The following is a 24,478-nucleotide window of genomic DNA, read 5'->3' as shown; positions in this document are numbered from 1 at the left end:
AGGCTTGCGCTTGTGCTTTATAGTAAGGCTGTCGCTTAATTTAAGGCCGCTATGATAATTCAACGCGTCAGCAGTACCAGCAATTTTATCACCTGGTTTGGCAGCCTGCTGCTGCTGGCACTGTTCGGCTGGCTCGGCTGGCTGGATTATCAGCGGCTGCAGGAAACCGATGTCCTGCAAAAATGGGCGCTGGCTTTTTTGGTCAGTGAACTACTGCTGTTGCTGTTACTGTCTGATATGCAGCGCGTTACCCGACGCCTGATGCGTGAAATTCTGCAACAGCAAAACACGGTATACAGCGAAGAGCGTAAAGCGTCAGCACTGCTGACTAAAATTGCCAGCCAACTACCGGGCATGGTGTTTCAATTTAAACTGGCGCCGGATGGCACCGCCAGCTTTCCGTATTGCAGTGACGGCATCCGGGATATTTACCATTTAACGCCGGAGCAGGTAAAGCACAGTGCACAACCGGTGTTTAGCCTGATCCACCCGGACGATCTACAGCGGGTAGAAGACAGCATAAGCCTGTCGGCACAGCAACTGTCGTTGTGGAAACTGGATTACCGCGTCCGCTACAGCGATGGTGAAGTGATCTGGGTTACCGGCCGTTCAGTGCCGGAGTTGCAAAGCGACGGCAGCGTGCTGTGGCATGGCTTTATCAGCGATATTACCGAGCGCAAAAAAATTGAACGCTTAAAAGACGAGTTTGTTTCTACCGTTAGCCATGAACTGCGCACACCCTTGACCGCCATCAGCGGCGCCATTGGTTTACTGCATGGCGAAGTATTCGGTGCTTTACCGCAGCAGGCCACGCAGATGACACAACTGGCGCAAGCTAATGTGCTGAAGTTGCAGATATTGATTAACGACCTGCTGGATATGGATAAACTGATTGCCGGCAAAATGCAGTTTGATATTCAGCCGCAACCGCTGCTGCCGGTGATTGAAAAATCCTTAGCCGACAACCAAAGCTATGCCAGGCAATACCGGGTAAGCTATCAATTGCAGGTTGACGACGCTGATTTATGGGTAAATATTGACAGTATGAGATTGCAGCAGGTAATGGCCAATCTGTTATCTAATGCCGCTAAGTTTTCACCGCCGGATGCGGCGGTAACTATTAAGGTACAGCAGCAAGGCCAACAGGCGGTGGTGCGGGTAATTGACCGCGGCCCTGGCGTCAGCGAAGCCTTTAAACCGTATATTTTTGATCAGTTCTCCCAAGCAGACAGTTCTGATATTAAGAGCAAAGGCGGTACCGGACTGGGGCTGGCTATCAGTAAACAATTAATGACGCGGATGCAGGGTGAAATTGGCTTTCATTCAGAACCCGGCGAGGGCGCAGAGTTTTATTTATTATTGCCACTGATCAGTACTGCAGACACCACGGAGCTAACGCTATGACAGAATTACAGCGCATTATGCATGTAGAAGATGACCCTTCCATTCAACAGGTGGCGAAAATAGCCCTGGAGGCGGTAGGTGGCTTTACCGTACATACCTGCAGCAGCGGCCAGCAAGCGTTGACCGACTACCAGACCTTTGCGCCGCAACTGATTTTGCTTGATGTGATGATGCCCGGAATGGACGGCCCCACTACCCTGCAACAATTGCAGCAGCAATATGACCTGAGCCAGGTACCGGCGGTGTTTATGACCGCCAAGGTACAAAGCAACGAAGTGGCGTCTTATAAAGCGCTGGGCGCCGCTGATGTGGTGGTAAAACCCTTTGATCCAATGACACTGTCAGACCAAATCCGGCAGATCTGGTCTGACTTTCAGCAATAACCCGGCCGTGTTCTACCAGGCCAAATCAGTACAGTAAGCTGTATAATTTGCGCCGGTACAAGCTGGCAACACTGTCGCCTTTGGGCAAGGCCGCCAGAATATCCAGATACAACTTCTTGCTACTGCCAAAGTTTAAATCCTGCTGCAAAATACCCAGTAACAGCGCCAGCGCATCTTCGCTGCGCTGTACTGCCTGGTACTGCAATGCCAGTTTTTCTTTTAGCTCGTTATTGGCCGGCTCTGCCGCCAGGGCCGCTTCTAACGCTTTAATTTCCGGCGTATCTGCCGCTTCTTTGGCCAACTGCAGTTTCGCCAGTACCGTTTTGTACAGCGCATCCTGCTCAGCCAGTTTTATTTCGCCAAGTAGGGCTTCCGCTTGCGGCAGCTGGCCTAAGCTTACCGCGGCATCGGCCAGCCACAATTTTATTTCTGTGCGCTGTGGCGCTAATGCCAGCGCGTCTTTTAACAACGGATAAGCGCCGGCATAGTCCTGCGCGGCCAATAATTGTTCGGCCTGCGCCAGTAATTCATCTTCCGGCTTGGGCAAATAGGCCGCCAGCTTGTCGCGAATGGCTTGCTCAGTTTCTACCCCGGCAAAACCATCTACCGGCCGGCCTTGTTTAATCATCATTACTGTTGGCAACGACTGCACACCAAACTGCATCGCCAGATCCGGCTCTTTGTCGCAATCGACCCGCGCCAACAGCAGTTGTTGCGGATACTGCTGCACTATACGCTCCAGCAGTGGGCTTAATTGTTTGCAGCCTTCGCTGCGCGCCGACCAGAACTGAAACAGCACCAGTTTTTGCATCGAGGCATCCAGCACCTCGCGGGCGTTATTTAGTGACACATCAACGATAGCGTGTTGCATAAAAAGGTAAATCCTGTGCTGGGGTAATCAAAATCAGTCAGCTATTACTATGTGGGCTCCGCCATGGCTTTGCAAGCCTTGTGAATGCTGACAAAAGCAGCAAATTCAGCGGAAAAAGCATCGACATCCGGCCGTCTATCACGTAAATTAACTCTGCGCATAAAAAAATGACTGCACAGCAGCGAATAACCATAGCGCCATAGTTTGAGTTTTACAGCCTTGCCTGTTTAACCCGTCCACGTAGCAAACAGTATAAAGCCGCTGCAAAGCCGCTTTTAGTGACATTAAGCCGCGACTTTGCCAGCAAAGCCGTGACCTGTTTTATTTGCCACAGCAAACTATGAGACACAGAAAATGACCAGCCAGACCCAGCCAGACGATAAGTCAGCCAACCCAAACCGCAGCACAGAAATGTTGTCCGGTGCCGCCATGGTGATCCGCGCCCTTGCCGATGAAGGTGTGGAATACCTTTACGGTTACCCAGGCGGTGCGGTGCTGCACATCTACGATGCCCTGTTTCAGCAAAATAAAGTTAAGCATGTGCTGGTGCGCCATGAGCAGGCCGCCACCCATATGGCCGATGCTTACGCCCGCGCCAGCGGCAAGGCCGGGGTGGTACTGGTAACCTCCGGCCCGGGCGCTACTAACGCTGTTACCGGTATTGCCACCGCCTATATGGATTCGATCCCTATGGTGATATTAACCGGCCAGGTAATGAGCCACTTAATTGGCGGTGATGCGTTTCAGGAAACCGATATGCTCGGCATTTCGCGGCCAATTTGTAAGCACAATATGTCTGTGCGCCGCCCGGAAGATATTCCGTATTTAATCAAAAAAGCCTTTCATATCGCGCAAAGTGGCCGGCCGGGCCCGGTGGTGCTGGATATCCCCAAAGATATGACCATGCCAAACCAGAAGTTTCCGTACCATTACCCTACTGAGATTAACCTGCGCTCCTATCAGCCAAAACAGCAGGGCCATAGCGGCCAGATTAAAAAAGCCGTAACAGCATTACTCGGCGCGAAGAAACCCATTTTATACGCCGGCGGCGGGGTAATTATGGGCGGCGCGTCCAATGAACTAACCGAGCTGGCGCAACTGCTGAACCTGCCGGTAACCAATACACTAATGGGCCTGGGCGCGTATCCGGCCGGCGATAAACAGTTTATCGGCATGCTGGGTATGCACGGCAGTTATGAAGCCAACCAAACCATGCACCACGCCGATGTTATTCTGGCCGTTGGTGCGCGCTTTGATGACCGCGTAACCAATAACACGAAAAAGTTCTGCCCCGACGCCACCATTATCCATATTGATATCGACCCGGCCAGCATCAGTAAAACGGTAAATGCGCATATTCCGATTGTTGGCCTGGTGCAACCGGTACTAAGCGATATGCTGGCATTGCTGAAGCAGAAAAAGAAAAAGTTGGACAGCGCCGCGCTGCAAAGCTGGTGGCAGCAAATAGAACAGTGGCGCGCAGTGCACGGCGGCCGTTACGACACCACTGCTCCGCTGTTAAAGCCGCAGTATGTGATTGAACAGGTAAGTAAAATTACTAAAGGTGAGGCTTATGTCTGCAGCGATGTTGGCCAGCACCAAATGTTTGCTGCGCAGTATTATCCGTTTAACAAACCCAACCGCTGGATTAACTCCGGTGGCCTTGGCACCATGGGCTTTGGCCTGCCGGCAGCGATGGGGGTAAAACTGAATTACCCCGATGCTGACGTGGTGTGCGTAACCGGCGAAGGCTCTATTCAAATGAATATTCAGGAGCTGTCTACCTGCAAGCAGTACGGCTTAGGCGTAAAAATTATCAACCTGAATAACGGCTATTTAGGTATGGTTAAACAGTGGCAAGATATGAACTACGAGTCACGTTATGCCAGCTCGTACATGGATTCCCTGCCCGACTTTGTCAAACTGGCCGAAGCCTACGGCCATGTCGGTATCCGCGTGACTACACCGGAAGAGCTGCAACCGGCGCTGGAGCGCGCTTTTGCGCTGAAAGATCAGCTGGTATTTTTAGATATTCATATCGACCCGAAAGAGCACGTCTACCCGATGCAGGTACCCGGCGGTGCTATGAACGATATGTTTTTAAGCAAGACAGAGAGGACTTAACATGCGACATATTATTTCTGTTCTGCTGGAAAACGAATCCGGCGCTTTAGCACGTTTGGTTGGCCTGTTTGCCCAGCGCGGCTATAACATTGACTCGCTTAACGTAGCACCGACCGACGATGCAACCTTGTCACGTTTAACCCTGGTAACCCAGGGCAATGATCAGGTGATTGAGCAAATCAGCAAGCAACTGCATAAGCTGATTGAAGTGGTCAAGGTGTCAGATATCAGTGAAGCGGCGCATATTGAACGCGAGCTAATGCTGGTAAAAGTAAAAGCCAATGGCAACCAGCGCGAAGAGGTAAAACGCTGCGCCGATATTTTCCGCGGCCAGATTATCGACGTGACGCCTGGCACCTACACCATCCAACTGGTGGGCACCAGCGACAAACTGGATGCCTTTATTCAGGCACTTGGCACTACGCCGATCCTGGAAGTGGTGCGCAGTGGCGCCTCCGGCATCGCCCGCGGTGAGAAAACCCTGGCGCTGTAAATCCGCACTCTGCCGGGCCGTCTCAGGCGGGCCCGGCTTTTGGCTGATGTCTGCCATAGACCCAGTGAAAAAGTGGCGATGCCATCAGCGTCGTTACAATGGCCATCACCACCATAATCGAAAACAAAGCGGGCTGGATCACGCCATAGCTCAAGGCAATGTTGATAATAATCAACTCCATCAGGCCGCGAGCGTTCATCAGCGCGCCCACCGCCATCGCGGTGCTGTTATCTGAGCCATTTAACCGCGCCGCCGCCCAGCAGGCGCCGAATTTAGCAAACACCGATGCCGCCAAAATCAGTAGCGCTACAGCAAATACCTGAGCAGAAGCCAATACGTCCAGCCGGGTATTCAGGCCGGAATAGGTAAAAAACATCGGCAGCAACAGTAGAATAGTGACTTTCTCCAGCCGTTTACGCAACTGCTCTACAATAATGCCACGTGGCATAGCAATACCCAGTAAAAAGCCACCAAATACCGCATGTAGCCCCACCCAATCCATGCTGTAGGCCGACAGCGCAAATAACAGCATAATGCCAATAAATTGCGGGTAACTCATCCGATTGTGGCGGGCAATATTATCCGCCAGCGGTTGCAGCCACTGCCGCACTTTCGTCAGCATTAAAAACGCATATAAGCCACCTCCTATCAATGCTTTAAACAACAGCTCACTGCCACCGCCAAAGCTGGCAAGCACCAACGCCAGTACCAACCAGGCTGCAGCATCATCGACTGCACCTGCGGCCAGTGCCATGGTGCCAAGAGGCGTACCGGCCAGCCCACGCTCATAAATGATCCGCGCCAACATCGGAAACGCCGTAATGGCAATGGCTGCCCCCAGAAACAGTGCGGCGTTGTAGTAGGATATACCCTCGGCAAATAACCCCGGCACATCCACCAACCAGAGACAAAGAACAGCCGCAGTGATAAAAGGCACAATCATACCCGCAAGCGAGACACTAACTGCGCTTTTGGCATGTGTTTTAAAGAGCCGGGTATTAAACTCCAACCCTACCAGAAACATGTACAGGCCCACGCCAAGCTGAGCACCAAAATACAGCCAACTGCGCGTATCAGGTGTAAAAATACTTTGTTGCAGCTCAGGAGCCAGCCAGCCAAACAATGACGGCCCCAACAGGACACCAGCGATCATTTCGCCGACCACTTTGGGCTGGCCTATAAAACGGGCCAGCCGGCCCATCAACTGCGCTGCCAGTAATATCAGCAACAATTGCAGTAAGAACAGCATCACAGCACTAAAAGACATCAACAGGACCCTTGTATTAATAACTGAGTAAGCCGGTGTACCAGCATAAAAACAACAACGCAAAGCCAATCAGATACGCCAGACCAAGCCAGCTCAGTAATTTCAGCGGCGTGCTGAGCACTATGGCGCCATCACCGCGCATCAGGCTGTAATTAAGCCAGGCAAATACCGGCGTGGTTAAAAATGCCAATGTCATGGCAAAGGTTAACATTGGCGATAGTGCGGCTTTAAAAAACAAGATTAGCGCCATACCGCAACCGGCTTGCGCCAGCAGCCAGTAGTTCAACGCCGATTTATGTTTAATCCAGCCCAGTTGTTCAAAAGAGGCGTGCAGGGTGCGGGCATAGCCGTCCAGCACGGTAATGGTAGTGCCAAACATGCATAAAAACGCAATTAACGCCACTAAAGGTCTGGCCCAGTCACCTATGGTGCTGGCATACATTGTCATCAGTTGCTGAGCAAAGGCGCTGCCGGCCAGTGCTATCGGCTGCTCGCTGCCGTATTGCACCAGAGCGCCCAACGACAAAAACACCAGCGCTAAGGCGGCAGTAAGCCAATAACCAAGATTAAAATCGAACAGACCCTGAGCGCGGGTAATATGCGTATGGCGTTGTTTGGCTTTGAGCCACAAGGAACTGATGGCGGAGATTTCTATCGGCGCCGGCATCCAGCCCATTAATGCCACCAGAAAGCCTAAACCGGCCAGGGTCCAGGGCGACGGACCAACATAACCGGCCGGTGCCTGAGCGCCGTTTTGCCAAGCGATAACGGCTGCAATCACTGTGGTAACAGTCAGCAACAGCATGATCAGTTTGGCGACATTATCCAGCGCTTTATAGTGGCCCAGCAGCAAGATCAGCAAACAGGCCGCCAGAATCAGCCAGCACAATAAAGTCACGGATGAATTACCCGGCAGTGCGTATTGCAGCAAACTGGCGGTCAGCAATAACACCCCTGCGGTGTTAACCACAGCAGCAATAATATTCAGCACAATAAAGCTGTAAAAATAACCGCGGCCCTTGCGTTGATACCCGGCCAGCAGGCTCTCTTTACGTGTCAGGGTGTATTCCACACCAAAACGGAAAAACGGATACTTCAGCACATTGACCAGCAAGATCAACCAAGCCAACTGCCAGCCAAATAGGGCACCGGCCTGAGTCGACGCCACCAGATGCGAGCCACCGATAGCGGCCGTTGCCATTAATACCCCGGGGCCAAGTGCCTGCAGGCGGCCACGCCAGCCGCTGTATTGTTGTTGCATAGTTATTGTTCTGTATGGTTATTTTTACTGTGCTCCAGCTTAGCCAAAGCGCCGGTTAAATACTATTGGCGTAAGCTATTTTCTGCTGATGATTGGCAAGCGCCGGCAATTCTTTCATACTGGCGCTACGGCATTGCAACACTGAGGCATTTATGAGCGACGACCTGCTCGACCAGGCCATGTTATTTGAAGTGGTAGAGAATCAACTGGCTGACAATTACCCGAAACAAGTTACCGAAACCCTGCTGCGGCTGCGAATGACCGGCCATAGCCGCGAAGATGCCATAGAGCTGATAGCTTGTGCGTTGGCACCGGAAATGGTGGATGTAATTGAACACCAGCAGAGCTTTAATTTAGACCGTTATGCCGCCCATCTGGCACAGCTGCCGCAAACGCCCTGGCTGGAGGATGACGTATGACAGCGCCGCTGATCCAACATCAGACTGAGCAGCAGCGCTTTGTGCTGCAATTAGATGGCACAGAAGCCGTACTGGATTACAGCCTGAGCGGCAACAGCATTAATTTTCATCATACCTTTGTGCCACCGGCGTTTCGCGGCAAAGGCCTGGCAGAAAAACTGGTACGCCACGGTTTGGCGTGGGCTAAAGCGCAGCAATATCAGCTTAATGCCAGTTGCTCGTATGTGCAGAAGTTCTTACGTTAATAAGGCTAAGTGTTATGTCAGCTAACGCAGCAACGAAAACTGATTGCCGCCACAGCTTTGCGCATGCAGCAGGGCTGCGGCTGCTCTTTCAATTAATAACGCCGCTTCAGTGCCATCTTCCGGATAACGGCTGATACCGATACTAACCGACAGTGCCAGCTGCTCCTGAACCAGCCCGTTTAGCAACGCCAGTTTTTGTATCACCTTTTCTGCCACCAGTACTGCATCATAAATACGGGTTACATCGCTTATCAGCAGTAAAAACGTATCATCAGCTTGCCGGCACACACTGTCACAATCACGTACTACTGCAGTCAACCGCGCCAACGCCAGGTCACTCACCTGCCTGGCCAGCTGCGCGCCATAGTTGTCGCGGATCGGCTTATAATGGTCCAATTGCACAAACAGCACTGCAAAGCCTTTGTTGTAACGCTTAGCCTGCTTCAGCATAAAGCGCAGCAATTGCTCTGCCTGCAACGTGTCCGATGCATCGGCATCATTGCCCGACTGCTGGCTTTGCCGTAGCGCCAGCAATTCACACAAGGTGCGTTCGGTTATGCTTTCTGCCCGTTGTAACGCCTGCTGCAACTCGGCATAGCTGCGCCGCGGCGGCCTGAGTATTTTTGGCTGCTGCGGCAGCATGCAGTGAATATGACTGATAGCCCCGGCTTTGTTCTGCATATCCGCTCTCCTGCTTAAATCCTGCGGCCGCGAATTAACCTCACGGCCACTATCACCAGTGCAATAATCAGCAATATATGAATAAAGCCGCCCATGGTGTAGGAAGACACCAGCCCAAGCGCCCATAGAATAATCAGCAGTACAATGATGGTTTCTAACATAAGGTTCTACCTGTTAACGGTATAAGGGAGTTAACTATGCGACAGGGTTGCACTGTTGTATGTGCGCTACACAACACAACAGATAAAAAAACCGCGTAAGTAAGAGGTAGGCGGGCAAAACTGCAGCTGCGTGCGCTGACGCACAGAACTGCCGGCCACGCTGGTTTAAGCTTGAACTTCAACCCCCAATGAGGATCTAACCATGACAGCACGAAATATCTATGCTCTGATTTTTATCGGCCTGTTCGGCCTGACGCTGGCGGGCTGCGGCGCCACCAGCACCCGTGAAGGTACCGGTGAATATATTGATGACACGGTAATCACCACTAAAGTAAAAGCGGCTATTTTGAACACCGCCTCACTTAAGGTAAGTGAAATTAATGTTGAAACTTTTAAAGGCGCAGTGCAGCTAAGCGGTTTTGTCAGCTCAGCTGACGACATTAATACCGCTATGCGGGTAGCACGTGAAGTTACCGGCGTTACCTCAGTAAAAAATGCGATGCAGGTAAAATAGCGTCTTTGTCGCTATGTGCGCTAACGCACAGAGTTAACAGTCTGTTCAACTATACTGATAATTATCTTATACCATGATAAGGATAACCTTATGCCGCAGCCGGCATCATTGCAAAGCAGGTCCACTAAGCAACATCAACCAACGCAAAACCATTTACTCAATGCCCTGTCAGTTGAAGTGCAGCAACGTTTATTCCCGCACCTGGAATTGGTAGAAATGCCGCTGGGTAAGGTGTTATATGAATCCGGCGATGTGATGCGTTATGTGTATTTCCCAACCAATTGCATAGTGTCCATGCTGTATGTGATGGAAAACGGTTCGTCGGCTGAAATTTCAGTAGTCGGCTATGACGGCTTAATTGGCGTAGCGTTGTTTATGGGCGGCGAAAGCACCACCAGCCGTGCGCTGGTACAAAGTGCCGGCTTTGCTTATCGCTTACTGGGCCAACGCATGAAAGACGAATTTAACCGCCACGGCGAGCTGCTGCATTTAATGCTGCGCTACTCCCAGGCGTTAATTACGCAAATGGCGCAAACCGCGGTATGTAACCGCCATCACAGTATTGATCAACAGTTATGCCGCTGGTTATTGTTGTCGCTGGACCGGCTGAAAGATAACCATCTGGTGATGACCCAGGAGCTGATCGCCAATATGCTTGGCGTGCGCCGCGAAGGCGTTACCGAAGCCGCCGGCCGGCTGCATAAACAAGGTGTGATTAACTACAGCCGTGGCCATATAGTGGTAACCAACCGGCCAAAGCTGGAACGGCTAAGTTGTGAATGCTATGAAGTGGTAAAAACAGAAACTGACCGCTTGCTGCCGCTGTATAAACAGCAACCGGAATGTGAGAAAACGCTTAGCACCAACCAGTTAAACTGAACTCCCGCCCCGGCCCTGCTTATGTACGACATCGCACCGACAACAGACTAACCGCCCTATAGGCTAAGCCACTACCGCTTAAGCCATACTGCAGGTTGCTATGTCTGTTTCAGTGTTGTTATTTTTCCGTACCACTTATCGTACTTTTTGCCGTGTTATTTCCGGCCGTTTGTTAACGCCGTTGACTAAGCTGCGCCGGGGTGCCGACAGCTGGTTTTCTGCTGAATTATGGCAGCAAACCCGGCCGGTGCGGGCCGAATTGTTTAGTGTTGAGCGGCTTGAACTGCATGCGCTCAGCCTGGCAACGGCGCAACCTGTTGTCAGCGATACTACGCTGTTACAGCAGCTACGCCAGTATTGCCGGCCGGCATTACAGCGCCGGTTAACCGCTAACGCCGATACCCTGCTGGCCGCTTACCGCGTCAGCGCGGCTGAATTGCAGGCCGGCCACAGTATAGTACCTGCCGCAGAATGGCTGCTGGATAACTATCATATTGTTGAGCAGCAAATTCGTGAAATCCGTGATGATTTACCGCCGGGTTATTACCGCCAGTTGCCGAAACTGGCCAACGGCCCTTTTCGCGGCTACCCACGGGTATTGGGTATCGCCTGGGCTTATGTCGCCCACACCGACAGCCATTTTGATCCGGTTATTTTGCGACGCTTTCTCAACGCTTATCAGCAAGTACAGCCGCTGAGTATTGGCGAGCTGTGGGCTGTGGCAATTACGCTGCGCATTGTGCTGATTGAGAATCTGCGCCGTTTAACCGACCAAATCAGCTTAGGTCTGCGCGAGCGCGCAGATGCCGACCAACTGGCCGATACCTTACTGAACGGCACAGAATTAAACGGCGCAGACTGGCAACATGCTGTAGCCAACTACAGCAGCACCTTAACTGATAATTTTGCCGCCCAGCTGGCCAAACGCCTGCGCGACCAGGACCCTGGCGTAACGCCGGCGTTAAGCTGGCTTAACCGGCAACTGAGCGCACAGGATGATAATATTGATGATGTGGTACTGCGGGCACAACAACGGCTGGGCGCGTCCAATGTCAGCGTACGTAATGTTATAACCAGCATGCGGCTGATGTCTGCCATCGACTGGACAGAATTGTTTGAGAGCGTCAGCCTGGTAGATCAGCAACTGGCCGGCGGCAGCCGCTTTAGCGAAATGGACTTTGCCAGCCGCAACCTTTACCGCACCGCCATTGAACATCTGGCCCGGCGCGCTAAGTGCAGCGAACTGACGGTTACCGCAGCAGTGTTGCAGGCGGCGCATAGTGCCGCCGCAGGTTGCGATAATCCGGTACAGGCAGCGCGCGAAGCCGACTGTGGTTACCATTTACTCGGCAATGGCCGGCCGGCGTTTGAGCAGCAGTTGGGCATAAAACACAGCACCGGTTACCGGCTGCGCCATGGCATCAGCAGTCGCGGTATTAAGGGCTATATCAGTCTGTTTATGCTGCTTAGCGTTGCTCTACTGCTGGTAGCGGGCGCGCTGTTGGATGCCAGCGCTGCCGGCTGGCTATGGTTACTGTTGTTGGCCGCTGTACCGCTAAGCGAGCTGGCCAGCGCCCTGCTGCAAAATATTACCAACCGCTACAGCACAGCCCGGGTGTTACCGGCGCTGGCGCTGCAACACGGCGTTCCGACCGAACTGCGTACCTTAATTGCCGTGCCGGTATTGCTCAGCGATGCCACTGAACTGCGCCAGCACCTGCAACGGCTGGAAGAACATTATCTGGCTGCCGGCAACGGCGATATCAGCTTTGCTCTGCTGTCTGACTTTTCCGACGCACCGCTGCAACAATTACCCACCGACAAAGCGCTGCTGCAACAGGCAATAGCCGGTATTGCCAGCTTAAATACGCACTATGGCGCAGGCCCGGCAGGGCCGCGTTTTTTATTATTGCATCGCCAGCGCACCTACAACACCACGGAGCTCTGCTGGATGGGCAAAGAGCGCAAACGCGGTAAGCTGAGTGATTTAAACGCTGCCCTGCGCAGCAATGCAGATGCCGCCAGCAATAACGGCGGGCCAAAGCCTTTTTCCGGCGCCAGTGCAGAGTATCCGCAGTTGTCCAACGCTGTGCCGTCACAGGTACGCTATGTTATTACGCTGGATGCCGACACGCGCTTGCCACGCAATGCAGCCGTTAAACTGGTTGGCAAAATGGCGCATCCGCTGAACCAAGCGCAATTTTGCCCGCAGCAGCAACGTATTATTGCCGGTTATGGTATTTTGCAGCCGCGGGTCACACCGGCGTTGGCACTGGCAGAGCAAGGCTCACGCTATTTGCGCTTAAGCTCCGGCCCGGCCGGTATCGACCCTTACGCCGGCGCAGTATCGGATTTATATCAGGATCTATTTGCCGAAGGCTCCTTCACCGGCAAAGGCATCTACGATGTAGATGCATTCAGCGCCGCCTTAAGCGGCAGAGTACCGGACAACAGCATGCTAAGCCACGATCTGTTTGAAGGCATCTTTGCCCGCGCCGGTCTGGCGTCGGATATCGAAGTAGTCGAGGATTTCCCCACCCGCTACGACGTAGCTGTGAAACGCCAGCATCGCTGGACCCGCGGCGACTGGCAGTTACTGCCGTGGCTGTGCCGTACCATAGTCGATCGCGCCATAGCAGATCCCGCCATAGTTGGCCGCGCCCCGGTTAACAGCCATCAGGCTGCAACGGCGAAGCTGCCATTGCTGGGCTGCTGGAAAATGCTGGATAACCTGCGCCGATCCTTGTTGGCCCCCGCCGGCTTTGTTGCCTTAACCGCAGCACTGCTGCTGCCCTGGCCGACGGCACTTAACGCCACCTTGTTGCTACTGGCCGCATTGCTGCTGCCTGTGTTACTGATGCGCCGCTTCAGTGTGCTGCCCCGCCACAGCATTTTGCAGCATGGCGGCGCAATTCAGCTACGCAGTTTATATGGCAACCTGCTGGCAGACCTGGGCCAAACGCTGAGCCAAAGCCTGCTGCAAATTATCTTACTGGCCGACCAGGCCTGGCGCATGAGCCACGCCATTGGTGTTACCTTATGGCGCTTACTGCTAAGCCGGAAACACTTGCTGCAATGGGTTACCACGGCGCAAAACAGCGCTAAGCGGCCACTTAGTCTGGCCGGCTATTACCGCCAAATGCTGCCGGGACTAATACTGGCCTGGCTAACCGGCGCGCTGGTGCTGTGGCTGGCGCCGCATAATCTGGCTTTACTGGCGCCATTGTTGTTGCTGTGGCAAGTGGCACCGGCGCTGATGTACTGGCTTAGCCTGCCCACTAACCTGCGGCAAACGCAGCCACTGCAAGGCCCCGACGCAGACAACCTGCGCCTGGTGGCGCGCCGCACCTGGCGTTTTTTCGAGCGTTTCGTCAGCAGTGATGACAATTGGCTGCCGCCGGATAATTTTCAGCAACTGCCACTGCCGGTGATTGCCCACCGCACCTCGCCAACCAATATTGGTATGTATCTGCTGTCGGTTGTTACCGCGCGGGATTTTGGTTGGTTGGGTAGCCATGCCGCTGCCGGCAAACTGGAGCAAACCTTTGTTACCCTGGGCCAACTCAGCCGCCATCAGGGCCACTTTTTTAACTGGTACGATACGCAGACGCTGCAGCCTTTGCTACCTGCGTATATCTCGTCGGTGGACAGCGGCAACCTGGCCGGGCATCTGTTGGCACTGGCCAACAGCCTGGAGGACTGGCAGCAACAATTATCAGCGCCACTGGCACTGCAGGGGCTGAACGATACCCTGGCGTTGGCGCAGCTTAGCCTGCGGCTGTGTGACCACAGCCTGTTACATAACCGGCAGTTGCGCAGTAAGCTGGATAAAATGTCGCAGTTACTGCATGCCACGCACCGCCCGGCGCCGCTGCATAAAGCGTTAGTTCAGCTGGCCGCAGAGGCGCACGCAGAATACCAAAGCGCGGCCGCCCAACAACCGGCCGGCGCAACAGAACAAGCGCATTGCGACAACCTGCAGTTTTATCTGCAGGCCTTACAGCATGCGTTGCAGCAGCATCAGCACGATAACCTCGCCGACACTGCGGCGCAGCAGCAATTGCGCCAACGCTTTGCCAACCTGGCAGCAGACAGCCGCGCGCTGGCACTGCAAATGAACTTTGCCTTTTTGCTCAATACCGAACGTAATTTATTATCCATCGGTTACACCGTCGCCGACAACCAGCTTGACAGCAGCTGTTATGACTTGCTGGCATCAGAAGCCCGTCTTGCCAGCCTGTTTGCTATTGCTAAGGGCGATATCGACAGCAAACACTGGTTCCGCCTGGGTCGCGGCGCCACACCGCTGGGTAAGGGAGCGGCCCTGTTGTCCTGGTCGGGTTCAATGTTTGAATACCTGATGCCGTCACTGGTAATGCGCGCCGCGGCCGGCAGCCTGCTGGAGCAAAGCAACCGGCTGATCGTGGCGCGGCAAATCCAATACGGCCGGCAGCACAATATCCCATGGGGTATTTCTGAATCGGCCTACAATGCCCGCGATCTGCATTTAACCTACCAGTATTCTAACTTTGGCGTGCCCGGGTTGGGGCTAAAACGCGGCCTGGCGCAAAATCTGGTCATAGCGCCGTACGCTACAGCGCTGGCCGGCATGGTCGATGCACCAGCGGCTTGCCGCAACTTTGCCAGGCTGGAGCAACTGGGCGCGCTGGGCGATTACGGCTTTTTTGAAGCGCTGGATTATACGCCATCGCGCTCACCCGACCCCGGCCAACCGGTGTTGGTACAAAGTTTTATGGCACACCACCAGGGCATGACGCTGGTAGCCGTGCTTAACACCCTGCAACAGGGCCTGATGCGCAGCCGTTTTCACCGCGAACCGATGATCAGTGCCTGCGAACTGTTGCTGCAGGAGCGGGTACCGCGCGATGTCCTCAATGCCCACCCCAGAGCAGAAGCAGTAACTGTTGCCGCCGGCAGCAGCAACGAATCGCTGATTGAACTCAGCCCCGACCCGGCCGCCGCCGGGGCGCCACATACGCACATTCTCAGTAACGGTCACTACAGTGTAATGCTAAGCGCTGCCGGCAGCGGCTACAGCCACTGGCGCGGTGTTGCCATTACCCGCTGGCGCGCCGACAGCAGCCTGGACAATTACGGCAGCTATATTTTGCTGCGCGAGCGCAATAGTAAGCAGTTCTACGCCACCAGCCTGCAACCTTGTGCCCTCAGCCAGCCGGCAACGTCCGCCGCACCACCCTCCGGCCATGCGGTAACCTTTAGCGAAGAGGCGGCAGAATTCAGTATGCAGTTCGGTGAACAACAGCAGATCAGCGCGCGGCTAAGTGTGGTGGTATCATCTGAACACAATGGTGAAGTACGCTGCCTGACCTTATGCAACCATAGCCGGCGCGATCAGGAACTGGAGCTAACCTCTTACGCCGAACTGGTGCTTGGCAACGCCGCCGCTGACAACGCCCACCCGGCATTTTCCAAGTTGTTTGTGCAAACGGAGTTTGTCAGCGAGTGCGGTGCCATTATTGCTACCCGGCGCCCACGGACCCCGCACGAAACACCGCTGTGGCTGGCACATTTTGCCGTGGTAGAAGGCGGTAGCAGCACAGCCTTGCAATATGAAACCGACCGCGCGCAGTTCTTCGGCAGCGGCACCAGCCTGCATCAGGCACAGGCGATGCAGCGCCATCAGCCATTAAGCAACAGCCGCGGTACCGTGCTGGACCCGATCTTGTGTTTGCGCCCGACAGTAACCCTGGCCGCAGGCAAACAGCTGAAAGTGGCATTCTGGACCTTGCTGGCCGGCTCGCGTGACGAACTGTTGCAACTGATCACCCAACATAACGAATACAGCGCCTTTGAACGCGCCGCCACCCTGGCCTGGACGCTGGCGCAGGTGCAGTTGCGTTATCTGGCCATCACGGTGGCTGAAGCAGCGCTGTTTCAGCGCCTTACCGGACCGTTATTGCACAACGACAGCCGTTTTCGCTCTCCGCCGGCCGCTATTCGTCGTGGCGCCGGCCTGCAGTCGGGCATATGGCAACACGGTATATCCGGTGATCTGCCGATACTGCTGCTGCATATCGACGACATTGAAGATATCGACAGCGTACGCCAACTACTGCGGGCGCACGAATACTGGCATTTGAAACAGCTGCCGGTTGATCTGGTGATTGTTAACGAGCGCGCCAGCTCTTACGTGCAGGACTTGCAACAAGCAATAGAAGCTCTGGTACGCAGCAGCCGCAGCCGGCCGACGCCACAAACAGCCAGCGGCCCGCAAACGGTCAATGGTCCGCAATTAACCCGCGGTAATGTCTACACCCTGCGCGCCGATTTAATCAGCGTCGGCAGCCGCAGCTTGCTGGCTGCTATTGCCAGAGTCGTGCTGCATGCCAGACGCGGCACTTTACAACGCCAGTTACAGCGTTTGGCACCACTGTCGGTTGCTATGCCGGCACGGGCCCCGGCGTTATCGCAAACAACAGCCACTGCACAACCTTTGCCGCCCGCAGCAGTTGCCAACGCGGTTAAAGACAGCGCCGCCGGCAATAGCGGCAGTAGCGATAACCAGTACATGGATTATGTCAGTGCCAATTTGGAGTTTTTTAACGGCCTGGGCGGCTTTGCCAATAACGGCCGCGAATATGTAACCTTGCTAAACGACAACCAGCGCACACCCATGCCCTGGTTGAATGTGATTGCCAATCCGCAGTTCGGCTTTCAGGTGTCCGCCAGCGGCAGCGGTTACAGCTGGTCGCAAAGCAGCCGTGAAAACCAGCTGACGCCCTGGTCAAACGACCCGGTTACCGACCCCTGTGCCGAAGCCATCTATGTACAGGACGTGGCAAGCGGCCAACTGTTTACCGCCACCAGCGCACCGCTCAACGACGGCGGCCATTACAGCGCCTGCCATGGCTTTGGCTACAGCCGGTTTCAACATCAGGCGGCGGGCATTCAGTTAAGCCTGCTGCAATATGTGCCGCTGCAGCAACCGGTTAAAATTTCCCGCCTGACGCTGCGCAATACCTCAGATAAACGCCGGCAGTTGCAGGTAACCGCCTATGCCGAATGGGTGTTGGGCCGTGACCGTGCGGCCTGCGCGCCCTATTTAATCAGTGAGTTTGAGCACGAAGCTGCGGTATTGCTGGTACAAAACCCGTGGCAAACCGCTTTTGCCGGCAAGGTGGCTTTTGCCGCACTGGGCGCTGACACGCCGTTGTCGGGCTGGACCGCCGACCGTACAGAGTTTCTCGGCCGCAACCGCAGTACGCAAAGCCCGCAGGCTCTGGTACAGCAGCAGGAGCTCAGCGCTGCGGTTGGCGCCGCACTGGACCCTTGCGCCGCGTTACAGCACAGCGTTAGCCTGGCGCCCGGCGAGCAAATTGAGCTGGTGTTTTTTCTCGGCCAAACCGACGATAAAGCCAGCGCGTTGGCGCTGGTGCAGCAGTATCGCGCGGCTGATTTAGTGGCAGAGCTGCAACAGGTACAGCAGCATTGGCAACAGCTGTTACAGGCCGTGCAGGTAACCACCCCGGATCGCGCCATGGATATTATGCTCAACGGCTGGCTGCTGTATCAAACCATTGCCTGTCGTATCTATGCCCGCGCTGCCTTTTATCAGGCCAGCGGCGCTTATGGTTTTCGTGATCAGCTGCAGGATACGATGGCACTGAGTTTTGCCGCACCGGAGCTGACGCGGGCGCATTTATTGCGTGCGGCACAGCGCCAGTTTGTTGAAGGCGACGTTCAGCACTGGTGGCTGCCACACAGCGGCCAGGGCGTGCGCGGCCGCATTTCTGACGACAGAGTGTGGCTGGCCTTTGCCTGTGTGCGCTATCTGGATACTTCAGGCGACAGCGCGGTACTGGATGAGAGCGTCAGCTTTTTGCAGGGCCCGCAGTTAGAGCCCGGCCAACATGATGCGTTTTTCCAACCCATGCCCACCGACGCTGCCGCGCCCTTGTATGAGCACTGCGCCCGCGGCCTGGATCAGGCAATCAGCCTGAGCAGTGCGCGCGGTTTGCCACTGATTGGCAGCGGTGACTGGAACGACGGCATGGATCAGGTTGGCAGCGCAGGCAAAGGCGAAAGTATCTGGCTCGGCTGGCTGCTGCTTACCACGTTACGCCGCTTTATACCGCTGGCACAAACACGCGGCGACCCGCGCGCTGACGTATGGCAACACCACAGCGATATGTTACTCAGCGCCATCGAGCACTATGGCTGGGACGATAACTGGTACAAACGCGCGACCTATGATGACGGCACATGGCTGGGCAGTCAGCACAGCGACGAGTGTCAGCTTGACTCACTGAGCCAGTCCTGGGCCGTACTGTCGGGCATGGCCGACCCGCAGCGCGCCGCTACAGCGATGGCGGCAGTCGAGCAGCACTTAGTACAACGCCGGCAACAGTTGCTGCTGCTGTTTACCCCGCCGTTTGATACCGGCACACACAACCCGGGTTACATTAAAGGTTATCCGCCCGGGCTGCGGGAAAACGGCGGCCAGTACAGCCATGCCGCTATGTGGGTAGTAATGGCCTTTGCCAAACTGGACCAGGCGGACCAGGCTCAGCAGTTATTCAGCATGTTAAATCCGCTCAACCATGCGTTAACTCCCGCCGACGTTAGCCGTTACAAACTGGAGCCTTACGTGGTGGCGGCTGATGTGTATTCGGTGGCGCCACATATTGGCCGCGGCGGCTGGAGCTGGTATACCGGTGCCGCCGGCTGGATGTACCGCGCCGGCGTAGAAAGCCTGCTGGGGTTAACCAGGCATGGCAACCATATTCATCTTGCGCCCTGCCTGCCGCCACACTGGCCTGGTTTTAGCGCTGTGGTAACAATTGGCAGCAGCCGGTATGCGCTGCAGATTAACCAACAGGCTAACCTGGCGCCGCAGCAAGCGGCACTGACGCTGGATGGTGAAGAGATTGCTGCTGACTCAGCAGTATTTATCAGTGCCAACTGCATAGCTTTGGCGTTGGATGATAAGCCGCATCAGCTTAGCTGGAATAAGCTCAGTGCTTAAGTGTTGGCAATGAGTGCCTTAGCGCACAGACGCTGCCCCGGGCGCCTACTATGCTGACAGTTCAAGGCTGCACGGCACCTGTCTTGCGCCATAGTGGCAACGCCAGTGCCGGGGGCTCATATTATGTCTGTTTCAACCGTACCACTTATCACCAATCATCTGTTGCAGTTGCTCAGTAGCAAAGATCGCCACATCCTGTTGCAATACTGCGACGTGGTGCAATTGCAGTTTGCCGATATTTTGTGCGAGCCGAATCAGCGCTACCGTTATCTGTATTTCCCGCTCAGTGGTTTTATTTCCTTAGTGACCAAACTGGCCGGGCACAAGCCACTGGAGATGGGACTGATAGGCAACGAAGGCATGTTGGGGGTAACGCTGGCACTGGGCATGACCACAGCGCCGATGCAGGCTGTAGTGCAAGGCAAAGGTACCGCCTGGCGTATAGATGTTGCCGACTTACAGCAATTTTTATTGTTGTGTCCGCAGTTACAGCATGTGCTGCAGCAATACCTGTTTGTGCAACTGGCCCAGCTGTCGCAAAGTGCTGCCTGTGCGCACTTTCACGAACTAAGCCCGCGGCTGGCGCGCTGGCTGCTGATGAGCCATGATCGCGCTCACAGCAGCCGGTTTTATCTGACGCATCAGTTTCTGGCAGATATGCTCGGCGTACGTCGCAGCGGCGTTACAGTGGCCGCCGGCATTATGCAACAACAACAATTTATCAGTTACAGCAGAGGCATGATCAGTATTTTAGATCGCCAGGCTCTGCAAAATGTGGCCTGCGAATGTTATCAGGCCGGGCTGGATGAATACCTTAGCGTGCTGGGACAGCCCCGCACAGAAGACGATATTAAACAGTTACTGCAGCAAAGCGTGCCTTAGTGTAGCAGCAGGGCAAAAAAACACCCGCAGCTGCGGGTGTGTCATTTGGCTTAACCGGCGTCACGGCCGGATGCATCACGCGGCACAGTGCGGCGACTTAACCACCAGCTAAATAACGCACCACCGGCCAATGCGATACCAATCGCTAACAGGGGATGGCTGCGTACTTGCGTGCGGGTGTTGCCGGCCAACTGCTGTTGCATCTGATGCAGTTGTGCCCCCTTTGTGGAAATGGCCTCTGCTGCATGGTGGGCACCATTGGCCATTTTATCCACCGTGCTGTGAGCACTGTTTGCCATCTGCTTCAGTGCCGGTGATGCTGCATCAGACGCGCTGTTAATGGCGTTGTGCATAGTGGTGGACGCAACGTCCACGCCACGGTTAAAAGCGTTATTGGCCGTATTTGTGTCTATTGGCTTGTCCATAATTAATCCGCTGATAAGCGACAACCGCCGGATTGCAGTTGTCTTACCTGCATTATGCCTGCAGCTGCGGCGTTATTCGGTGCGCCAGCGCGCTTAGCCGCCAATAGCTATTTTTCCGGATTAGCAATAATCACTTCTACCCGGCGGTTTTGCTGACGCCCGTCCGGCATGGTATTGCTGGCCAGCGGCGTCGTTTCGCCTTTGCCGGATGCATCCAGCCGGCTGCCAGCAATGCCCTGCGCCACCAGAAATGCTTTTACCGTATCAGCACGGCGTTGCGATAACAGCATATTGGCCGCGTCAGAGCCGACATCATCGGTATGGCCCTCAATTTGCGCGCTGCGCTCAGGATAGGCATTTAAAAACAATGCCAGCTTATCCAGATGTTTACTGCTGCCGTTTTTCAGCCCGGCCTTGCCGGTATCAAACAATACGTCGCCCAGGGTAACAACCAAACCACGATCTGTCGGCCTGGCATTCAGCTCGGCTATTTGTGCCCGTAAGTCGGTTGCGGTAGCTGCTGATGTAGCGGCTTGTTGCTGTGCGCTGGCAGCTGCAGATAAGGCTGCACTTTCACGCCCTACCGCGGCAGTTTCTGCCAACCTTGCACTGCTGGCATCGGCTCTGGCGCTGCTGGCCTGCGACCGCGCAAATTCTGCGTCACTGCGGGCATCACTGGCGTCGGCCCGAGCACTGGCAGCCTCGCGGGTACGGGCGTTTAACCGCACATCATCGCGTTTTTGGCTCAGCGCATCACGTTGTAATTCCAACTGCCGGGTTTGCGCCTGCGTGCCGGCCATATTGACTTTGCGCTCCGCCATTACTACACGGTGCGCCGCCAGCGCGCTGTTTTTTTCCGGTTGTTCAGCCAGCCGGACCGCCTCTTCAGCATCTTTAATCGCCAGCGGTGCTAACACAGCCAGTTGTTGATCGGCCTGCAGCTGTGTTAACTGCATGCGCACATTGGCGGCGCCATCGGGGCTCTTCGGCGCGGCCGCACAACCGGCCAGTAACGCCGTGGCCAGGCTCATGCCCAGCAGGTTTTTCGTAAAGTATTTAGGTGCTTTCATGGTTTTACTCCTGACAGGTTGCGCTGCGCTTCCTGCTGCAAGGCATCAATGCTTTGCTGCATATCCTGGTTTACCGCTTGCGCTTTAAGCAGTTCAGCCCGCGCCAATGCCAATTCAGCACTTAGCTGAGCCTGTATGGCTAAGCGCTGTGCTTGCGGCATATTTTCCGCGGTAACGGCACTGCGGGCGGCAGTCAACTCGTTACGGGCGGCGTTCAGTTCAATGCTGGTATAGCGGATCACCTGCGCCCGCTCAGCGTTGGCAATAGCCCGCTCTGCGGCCAGCAATTCAGCTGTCGGGGCCTCAGGCGCAGAGGCGCAGGCGGCCATTAACACTACTGAGCTAAGTAGCAGCACAGCGCGCTGTTGCAACCTGGTGAAAGGCAGTATTTTGGTTTGTCTGATGGAAATATTCATCTGAAGCTCCTGCTGATACCGGGCTGCAGCAAAGGTGCGCCCTGCGCTACTATGGCGCAGTACTGCCGGGTTATCGGTGCGCTGGCGCGCATAGCGGCCGGAATTTTAGCGGCGGAGCAGCCGGACGCCCTAACGCGCGCCGGCACCACCTTGTTGCTTCACCTGATACATAGCGGCATCAGCATAGCTGATCAGTGCCTGAGCATTGTCGGCATCAAAGGGGTACTGTGCAATACCAATGCTGGCTGACAACGATACCGTGCCCTGCGCCAGCTGATACGGCTGTGCCAGCAGCTGCACTAATTTGCCGGCAAACAGCGCGGCATCACGGTCGTGCTTAATATTGTTAAGCAGCAGCAAAAATTCATCGCCACCATGGCGGCTAACCGCATCGCTGTCACGTATTGCTGTGGTTAAACGCGCACTGACTTGCTGTAGCACGGCATCACCGGCGGCATGGCCATAGTGGTCATTTACCGGCTTAAAGTTATCTAAATCAATAAACAGCACCGCAAAGCGGCTGTGTTGGCGTGTTGCCATACTGATAGCCTGGCTAATGCGGTCCAGCATAATGCTGCGGTTAAGGGTTTGCGTCAGCGCGTCGCATTGGCTGCTCAGCGCCAGTTGCTGCAGTTGGGCACTGGTATTGGCATTCATGGCACCGGCCTGCAACAGCGCGACAGACAACAATTGGTTATCGCGCAGTAATTTTTGTTGTTGCTCATTCCAGATATTCTGCTGCAACAATACTTCGCAGCGCATTCGCACCATTTCAAAGCTCAGCGCATCAAAATGCAGTTGCAATACGGTATGGCGCATTATATGCGGATTAGCATGCTGAGGTTCATTCATAACAGCCTCCGTTCTTTTTGCAGTTCAGGTAGAATAAATAACAGCCGGGTTAAATTGCAGCAGCCAACTTAACCCGAAATGTCACACAACAATGTGCGCTAGCACACATTGATGATTAAAAAGAAACAAATCAGAAAATAAGTTGCTTTGATGTGACACTTTTTACGCCGCGGATATTCTGCGCCAGCTCAATCGCCAGCGCCTGCTCCACGCCGCTGTCTACTTTACCGGCCAGCGTAACAATGCCTTTGCTGGTGTTAACAGAAATGTCGGCACCGGCCACATTGCTGGAATACAAAAAGGTGGATTTAACCTTAGTGGTTATCCAGCTGTCGGCGATCACTGTGCCTTTTTCCGCATCGGCTTTTTTATAGCTTTTGCCGTCAGCGGTTTTATCACTGACACGCAACTTGTTATCTACCGAGCGCACGCCGTCAGTATTTTTCGCCAGCTTTTCTGCCTGCTGCTTCGCCTGCTGTGTTGCTACAGTGCCGCTTAGCTCAACCTTGCCGTTGTTGGTTTCCACCTTAGTGTCCATGCCTTCGGTGTGCTTGCTCCACAGCAGCTTAGACTTCACGGCGGTGGTAATAGTGACATCATCCACCACATCGCCGTAACCGCGGGTGGTGCTGCGATCCGGCGCTTTATAATCAGCATCTACGCTGATTTGATTATCAACATCATCAATACCCTTGACGCCTTCAGCAATGGCGCCGGCCAGGTCTTTGTGCACATCTTCTGCCACATTACCGGTTAAAGTTGCCTTGCCATCCAGCACAGTAACGCTGATGTCATTGGCTCTGAGGTAAGGGCTCAGCGCATAGGTGGTCCATATTTGCGCTTCCTGCCTGGCGTTAACGATCGGCCCGGTCTGCTCTTTCGCAGCCATTTTGTCATCGGCCAGCAATGTGCTGCTGCCCAGCGCCAATGTTATTGCCGTGGCCAGTAATAACTTGCGGTTTAATGTTTGCATGTTCGTCTTCCTTTAGTGCGTTAGAAGGTAGCGCCGGTAGCGAACTACACTGGCGGGAAGCTTACTGTAGCCTGATGTTAAGCCAGGGTCGGTGCGTCAGCGCGCATAGGGTGCATGTCAGTGGGTTTCACTCTATAGTAAGGCCTTGTTA

At 54.6% G+C, this 24,478-nt stretch carries 20 protein-coding genes; 10 read left to right on the top strand and 10 right to left on the bottom strand.

The window, feature by feature from the left end; genetic code table 11:
* Positions 1-51: 51 nt before the first annotated feature.
* Both Q8O77_RS05630 and Q8O77_RS05625 read left to right on the top strand, forming a co-directional pair.
* Positions 52-1,404 (top strand): cell wall metabolism sensor histidine kinase WalK, encoded by a 1,353-nt coding sequence (locus Q8O77_RS05630; protein WP_305551871.1) that lies wholly within the window; start codon positions 52-54, stop codon positions 1,402-1,404.
* Positions 1,401-1,787 (top strand): response regulator, encoded by a 387-nt coding sequence (locus Q8O77_RS05625; RefSeq protein WP_305551870.1) that lies wholly within the window; start codon positions 1,401-1,403, stop codon positions 1,785-1,787. The genes Q8O77_RS05630 and Q8O77_RS05625 overlap by 4 nt, the downstream gene beginning before the upstream one ends.
* A gap of 25 nt (positions 1,788-1,812) precedes the next feature.
* On the opposite strand, the gene Q8O77_RS05620 is transcribed toward Q8O77_RS05625, so the two are convergent.
* On the bottom strand, positions 1,813-2,658 hold the full coding sequence (locus Q8O77_RS05620; RefSeq protein ID WP_305551869.1) for a tetratricopeptide repeat protein: 846 nt from the start codon (positions 2,656-2,658) through the stop codon (positions 1,813-1,815).
* Between the two features lie 354 nt (positions 2,659-3,012).
* Between Q8O77_RS05620 and Q8O77_RS05615 the strand changes: the two genes are divergently transcribed.
* A complete protein-coding gene (locus Q8O77_RS05615; RefSeq protein ID WP_305551868.1) occupies positions 3,013-4,782 on the top strand; it encodes an acetolactate synthase 3 large subunit in 1,770 nt (589 codons plus the stop codon).
* 1 nt (position 4,783) lies between these two features.
* Positions 4,784-5,275 (top strand): acetolactate synthase small subunit, encoded by a 492-nt coding sequence (gene ilvN, locus Q8O77_RS05610; RefSeq protein ID WP_305551867.1) that lies wholly within the window; start codon positions 4,784-4,786, stop codon positions 5,273-5,275.
* Positions 5,276-5,297: 22 nt separating this feature from the next.
* Here ilvN and Q8O77_RS05605 read toward each other — a convergent pair whose 3' ends face one another.
* Both Q8O77_RS05605 and Q8O77_RS05600 read right to left on the bottom strand, forming a co-directional pair.
* Positions 5,298-6,542 (bottom strand): cation:proton antiporter, encoded by a 1,245-nt coding sequence (locus Q8O77_RS05605; RefSeq protein WP_305551866.1) that lies wholly within the window; start codon positions 6,540-6,542, stop codon positions 5,298-5,300.
* A 16-nt stretch (positions 6,543-6,558) separates the two neighbouring features.
* On the bottom strand, positions 6,559-7,803 hold the full coding sequence (locus Q8O77_RS05600) for an NRAMP family divalent metal transporter (RefSeq protein ID WP_305551865.1): 1,245 nt from the start codon (positions 7,801-7,803) through the stop codon (positions 6,559-6,561).
* A gap of 152 nt (positions 7,804-7,955) precedes the next feature.
* Here Q8O77_RS05600 and Q8O77_RS05595 point away from each other — a divergent pair, with 152 nt between their 5' ends.
* Both Q8O77_RS05595 and Q8O77_RS05590 read left to right on the top strand, forming a co-directional pair.
* Positions 7,956-8,222, top strand: a complete 267-nt coding sequence (locus Q8O77_RS05595) for a hypothetical protein (RefSeq protein ID WP_305551864.1) — start codon at positions 7,956-7,958, stop codon at positions 8,220-8,222.
* Complete coding sequence (locus Q8O77_RS05590; protein ID WP_305551863.1) at positions 8,219-8,467, top strand: GNAT family N-acetyltransferase; 249 nt, start codon at positions 8,219-8,221, stop codon at positions 8,465-8,467. Before Q8O77_RS05595 ends, Q8O77_RS05590 begins: the two co-directional genes overlap by 4 nt.
* Before the next feature lie 21 nt (positions 8,468-8,488).
* On the opposite strand, the gene Q8O77_RS05585 is transcribed toward Q8O77_RS05590, so the two are convergent.
* Both Q8O77_RS05585 and Q8O77_RS05580 read right to left on the bottom strand, forming a co-directional pair.
* A complete protein-coding gene (locus Q8O77_RS05585) occupies positions 8,489-9,148 on the bottom strand; it encodes a GGDEF domain-containing protein (RefSeq protein ID WP_305551862.1) in 660 nt (219 codons plus the stop codon).
* A 14-nt stretch (positions 9,149-9,162) separates the two neighbouring features.
* Entirely contained in the window at positions 9,163-9,309 is a 147-nt protein-coding gene (locus Q8O77_RS05580; RefSeq protein WP_305551861.1) for a lmo0937 family membrane protein, read from the bottom strand.
* Positions 9,310-9,511: 202 nt separating this feature from the next.
* Between Q8O77_RS05580 and Q8O77_RS05575 the strand changes: the two genes are divergently transcribed.
* The 4 genes from Q8O77_RS05575 to Q8O77_RS05560 all read left to right on the top strand — a co-directional run bounded on the left by Q8O77_RS05575 (position 9,512) and on the right by Q8O77_RS05560 (position 20,591).
* Positions 9,512-9,823 carry a BON domain-containing protein gene (locus tag Q8O77_RS05575; RefSeq protein ID WP_305551860.1) on the top strand — a complete coding sequence of 104 codons (312 nt, stop codon included), beginning with the start codon at positions 9,512-9,514 and terminating at the stop codon, positions 9,821-9,823.
* A gap of 90 nt (positions 9,824-9,913) precedes the next feature.
* Positions 9,914-10,702 carry a Crp/Fnr family transcriptional regulator gene (locus tag Q8O77_RS05570; RefSeq protein WP_305551859.1) on the top strand — a complete coding sequence of 263 codons (789 nt, stop codon included), beginning with the start codon at positions 9,914-9,916 and terminating at the stop codon, positions 10,700-10,702.
* Positions 10,703-10,802: 100 nt separating this feature from the next.
* Positions 10,803-19,709 carry a GH36-type glycosyl hydrolase domain-containing protein gene (locus tag Q8O77_RS05565; RefSeq protein ID WP_305551858.1) on the top strand — a complete coding sequence of 2,969 codons (8,907 nt, stop codon included), beginning with the start codon at positions 10,803-10,805 and terminating at the stop codon, positions 19,707-19,709.
* A 123-nt stretch (positions 19,710-19,832) separates the two neighbouring features.
* A complete protein-coding gene (locus Q8O77_RS05560; protein ID WP_305551857.1) occupies positions 19,833-20,591 on the top strand; it encodes a Crp/Fnr family transcriptional regulator in 759 nt (252 codons plus the stop codon).
* A gap of 50 nt (positions 20,592-20,641) precedes the next feature.
* Here the strand turns inward: Q8O77_RS05560 and Q8O77_RS05555 are convergent, their stop codons facing one another.
* From Q8O77_RS05555 to Q8O77_RS05535, 5 genes are all read right to left on the bottom strand, one after another.
* Positions 20,642-21,016 (bottom strand): hypothetical protein, encoded by a 375-nt coding sequence (locus Q8O77_RS05555; protein WP_305551856.1) that lies wholly within the window; start codon positions 21,014-21,016, stop codon positions 20,642-20,644.
* A gap of 107 nt (positions 21,017-21,123) precedes the next feature.
* Complete coding sequence (locus Q8O77_RS05550) at positions 21,124-22,086, bottom strand: OmpA family protein (RefSeq protein ID WP_305551855.1); 963 nt, start codon at positions 22,084-22,086, stop codon at positions 21,124-21,126.
* Positions 22,083-22,502, bottom strand: a complete 420-nt coding sequence (locus Q8O77_RS05545; RefSeq protein ID WP_305551854.1) for a DUF4398 domain-containing protein — start codon at positions 22,500-22,502, stop codon at positions 22,083-22,085. The genes Q8O77_RS05550 and Q8O77_RS05545 overlap by 4 nt, the downstream gene beginning before the upstream one ends.
* Before the next feature lie 129 nt (positions 22,503-22,631).
* Complete coding sequence (locus Q8O77_RS05540; RefSeq protein ID WP_305551853.1) at positions 22,632-23,354, bottom strand: GGDEF domain-containing protein; 723 nt, start codon at positions 23,352-23,354, stop codon at positions 22,632-22,634.
* A 130-nt stretch (positions 23,355-23,484) separates the two neighbouring features.
* Positions 23,485-24,327 (bottom strand): BON domain-containing protein, encoded by an 843-nt coding sequence (locus Q8O77_RS05535; RefSeq protein WP_305551852.1) that lies wholly within the window; start codon positions 24,325-24,327, stop codon positions 23,485-23,487.
* Between the last annotated feature and the right edge of the window lie 151 nt (positions 24,328-24,478).

Origin of the sequence: Rheinheimera sp. (assembly GCF_030690345.1) — a bacterium.
Taxonomy (GTDB): domain Bacteria; phylum Pseudomonadota; class Gammaproteobacteria; order Enterobacterales; family Alteromonadaceae; genus Alishewanella.
This window is presented reverse-complemented; position numbering and strand designations above follow the sequence as displayed.